Origin of the sequence: Vibrio sagamiensis NBRC 104589 (genome assembly GCF_007990935.1) — a bacterium.
Classification (GTDB): Bacteria; Pseudomonadota; Gammaproteobacteria; order Enterobacterales; family Vibrionaceae; genus Vibrio; species Vibrio sagamiensis.
Genome location: NZ_BJXJ01000095.1, coordinates 1 through 2,681, shown reverse-complemented (window position 1 = coordinate 2,681; position 2,681 = coordinate 1). Strand labels below are relative to the sequence as shown.

The 2,681-nt window shown below is 34.5% G+C and carries 3 protein-coding genes and 1 pseudogene; 1 reads left to right on the top strand and 3 read right to left on the bottom strand.

Features of this window, described 5'->3' with window-relative positions:
- Positions 1-231: 231 nt before the first annotated feature.
- From VSA01S_RS19445 to VSA01S_RS19435, 3 genes are all read right to left on the bottom strand, one after another.
- A complete protein-coding gene (locus tag VSA01S_RS19445) occupies positions 232-546 on the bottom strand; it encodes a hypothetical protein (protein ID WP_050567414.1) in 315 nt (104 codons plus the stop codon).
- A gap of 550 nt (positions 547-1,096) precedes the next feature.
- Complete coding sequence (locus VSA01S_RS19440; protein WP_039982553.1) at positions 1,097-1,453, bottom strand: hypothetical protein; 357 nt, start codon at positions 1,451-1,453, stop codon at positions 1,097-1,099.
- Positions 1,454-1,504: 51 nt separating this feature from the next.
- The gene (locus VSA01S_RS19435) at positions 1,505-1,828 is read right to left on the bottom strand and encodes a hypothetical protein (RefSeq protein ID WP_039982554.1); all 324 of its coding nucleotides are present in this window, start codon (positions 1,826-1,828) and stop codon (positions 1,505-1,507) included.
- A 672-nt stretch (positions 1,829-2,500) separates the two neighbouring features.
- Between VSA01S_RS19435 and VSA01S_RS19430 the strand changes: the two are divergent.
- Positions 2,501-2,681 (top strand): annotated as a pseudogene (locus VSA01S_RS19430) (DDE-type integrase/transposase/recombinase); the annotation flags it as partial.

Here is a 2,681-nt window from a genome sequence, read left to right as displayed (position 1 = left end):
AGCGTTTTCTATCTTATTTTTTCGCAATTCTATTTCAGCGAAACTCTGCTAGCGTAATGGAGAGCTAAAAACTTGTGAGTTAAAAGGTAAGAATCGGGTCATACTGACCAGATTTTATGTCGGAAAAGTACTTTAATTCAGATTGAAGATTAAAAATTATGCTAAATGTATATATAAAAAGAGTGGGGTATAGCCCACTCTTTTAGTAGATGTAAATATTGCTGATTATATTTAGTTAATACAGTGTGTCATCAAAGATAAGGTCAATTCTTCAGCAGTAAAAAGAGGACTAGAAGGGATAGCAGGTTGTGCGATACCATTTTCCAAAATAGTACGCCTTGTTTCACTATATGTTCCTTGAAGATGAGTCATAATCTCTGGTTGAGATTTTAGTGAATTAATCATATTCGATATACACTGGCCCATAAGTAAAGTATTTGCCTTATTAATTAATAGCTCGTCTTGTTCAGTTAATGTCGTTGTATTGGCAGTAACACCTGTTGAAACAAAAAGAAGGGTAGCTAGTAACGTTGTTATTAATTTCATTTTTTAAATTCCTATAATCTATTTTTTATTTTTAATATTCCTAAAAATTCAGGAATAATGACAAGTTTATATTAGTCATAAATTTAAAAAATGCAGAAAAAACTTTCTCTTAATATGCGCTCTTTGATCTGTCAATCATATTTATGTAATTATTGCTTTTGAAAGGAAATTGATATGTGAGGTAACCTGATAAATCATATTTAATTAAGTAAATTAAAGATATTGACGACAGTATCTTATATATACCAATTCGTCACCCAAAGTATGAATACGTCACCAAAAACGCACTCCTCCTCCCCACCTGCAGCGTTTTCGATCTCATTTTTTCGCAATTCTATTTCAGCGAAACGCTGCTAGCGTGGTGGAGGGCAAAAAACCTGTTAGTAAATGGTAAGAATGGGGTCATGCTGACCAGATTTTATGTCAGAAAAGCACTTTAATTCAGATTGAAGCTTAAAAATTATTGGCGAATAAATAAAAAGAGTGGATATAAGCCACTCTTTTTATTTGTAGATTATTTTACATTATATTGACCGTTTTTCTCTGAAAATTAGAAACTAATACCGCACTTATTAACTGTTCTAATTATCAATTCACGGGTATTCGCTTCGTTAAGACCTACAGAATCCCCCCAACGAGTTATTGTTGAAGCGTTATAATCCAGTCGTATTTCGCTAAATATACTATCGCCAGGTGCCCATACTCGTTGGATATTACCAAGGTCACGTTGTAGCAGAGGGCATCTAGTTTTATCTTGGCATAGTTTATAATTATAGTCTAGGAATCTATGTAAATCGGAGAAACTATCTTTTACACATTCCTGAAATAGTTCATCTGCATCATAGGCATTGGCAGCAAATGGAGATAATAAAATTATAGAAGTGGTGATTGCTGTTAGAATTTTCATGGTTTTTCCTATTAAAGAAAACTTATAGATCAAAATTCAAGTATGAATAAATTAATTTTTTGCTGGTGCAATGCAACTCGAAACTAACATAATAGCAGCAGTACTTGTTGAAAATGGAATTGGAGAATGATGAGGTATCCTCTCACTAAAGTGTTCAATAATAGCTACCGCGTCTTCATATGCAACTCCTAGATCCATTTGCAACTCAGGTGAGTTCGAAAGTTTTTCAAGTTGTTTACTTACACAATGACGAAATTGCGTCCTTTCTGCACGTTGAATTAATAATTCATCTTGTTCAGTTAATTTTGTTGTATTAGCAATAGCGCCTGTTGAAGCAAAAATAAGGGTAGCCAATAAAGTTGTTGTTAGTTTCATAATTAAAAGACCTATAAGTTTTTAAATTTTAAAATCAATGATGTAAAAACTTAACATCCCATTTACATTAATATGAAAGATAGAACTTACAAAAATGTTTTATTTGTCTGAAATTGAAACTTGTGATTTATATTTTTTTTATGTGTAATTATTGTTTTTGAAAGTGAATAGAACAATGATGGAGTTATTTAAAAAAGCGAAGGCAGCAACCTATATCTACTAACTAGTCAGCTAAAGTATAAATACGTCACCAAAAACGCACTCCTCCTCCCCACCTGCGACGTTTTTGATCTCGTTTTTTCGCAACTTTTATTCAGTGCAATTAGGTTATCTAGGTAAGGCGCCAGCCTGCCGCGAGCCCTTTAGGAATCACGGGGGATAGGGGATATTTGAGGCGCTAAGAATGGCTTACAGAGGGCGAGATAAAATTGCGAAGAGTGCAAAAAATTGCAAGAAATTGAAATTTTAACGATCAGGGTTGATCTGATTGGTTTGGCTAAGTTATTGAAATTAAATGAGCTGTGTATTTTAGGTCACTTTTTTGATGATCATTTGTGTTTTTGGGATGATCTCTTAGGCGAGGTGTCAGCCCTTAGTTTGTAAGGGCTGAGGGCAACAAGACAGTGTAAAACAAAATTGCAAAAAACTTCGCTGCAGTTACTTGGTGGCGTTCTCAAGCGTGAAGGCCGCTTACGACAAGATGTAGAACATCAGCAAGTGAAATAACTCAACAATGGCATTGAATCTGACCACGCTCCCATTAAAAAGTTTATCGAAGCCACCGGTAGCTTCAAAGTGCGAAAGCGGGCCTGGTCAACCATTCAAGGTTTTGAGGGGATAAGGATGTTGAATT

Bases quoted from the DNA above. Each gene is read 5' to 3' on its own strand.
- VSA01S_RS19445 (WP_050567414.1), bottom strand. From the start codon at position 546: ATGAAATTAATAACAACGTTACTAGCTACCCTTCTTTTTGTTTCAACA.
- VSA01S_RS19440 (WP_039982553.1), bottom strand. From the start codon at position 1,453: ATGAAAATTCTAACAGCAATCACCACTTCTATAATTTTATTATCTCCA.
- VSA01S_RS19435 (WP_039982554.1), bottom strand. From the start codon at position 1,828: ATGAAACTAACAACAACTTTATTGGCTACCCTTATTTTTGCTTCAACA.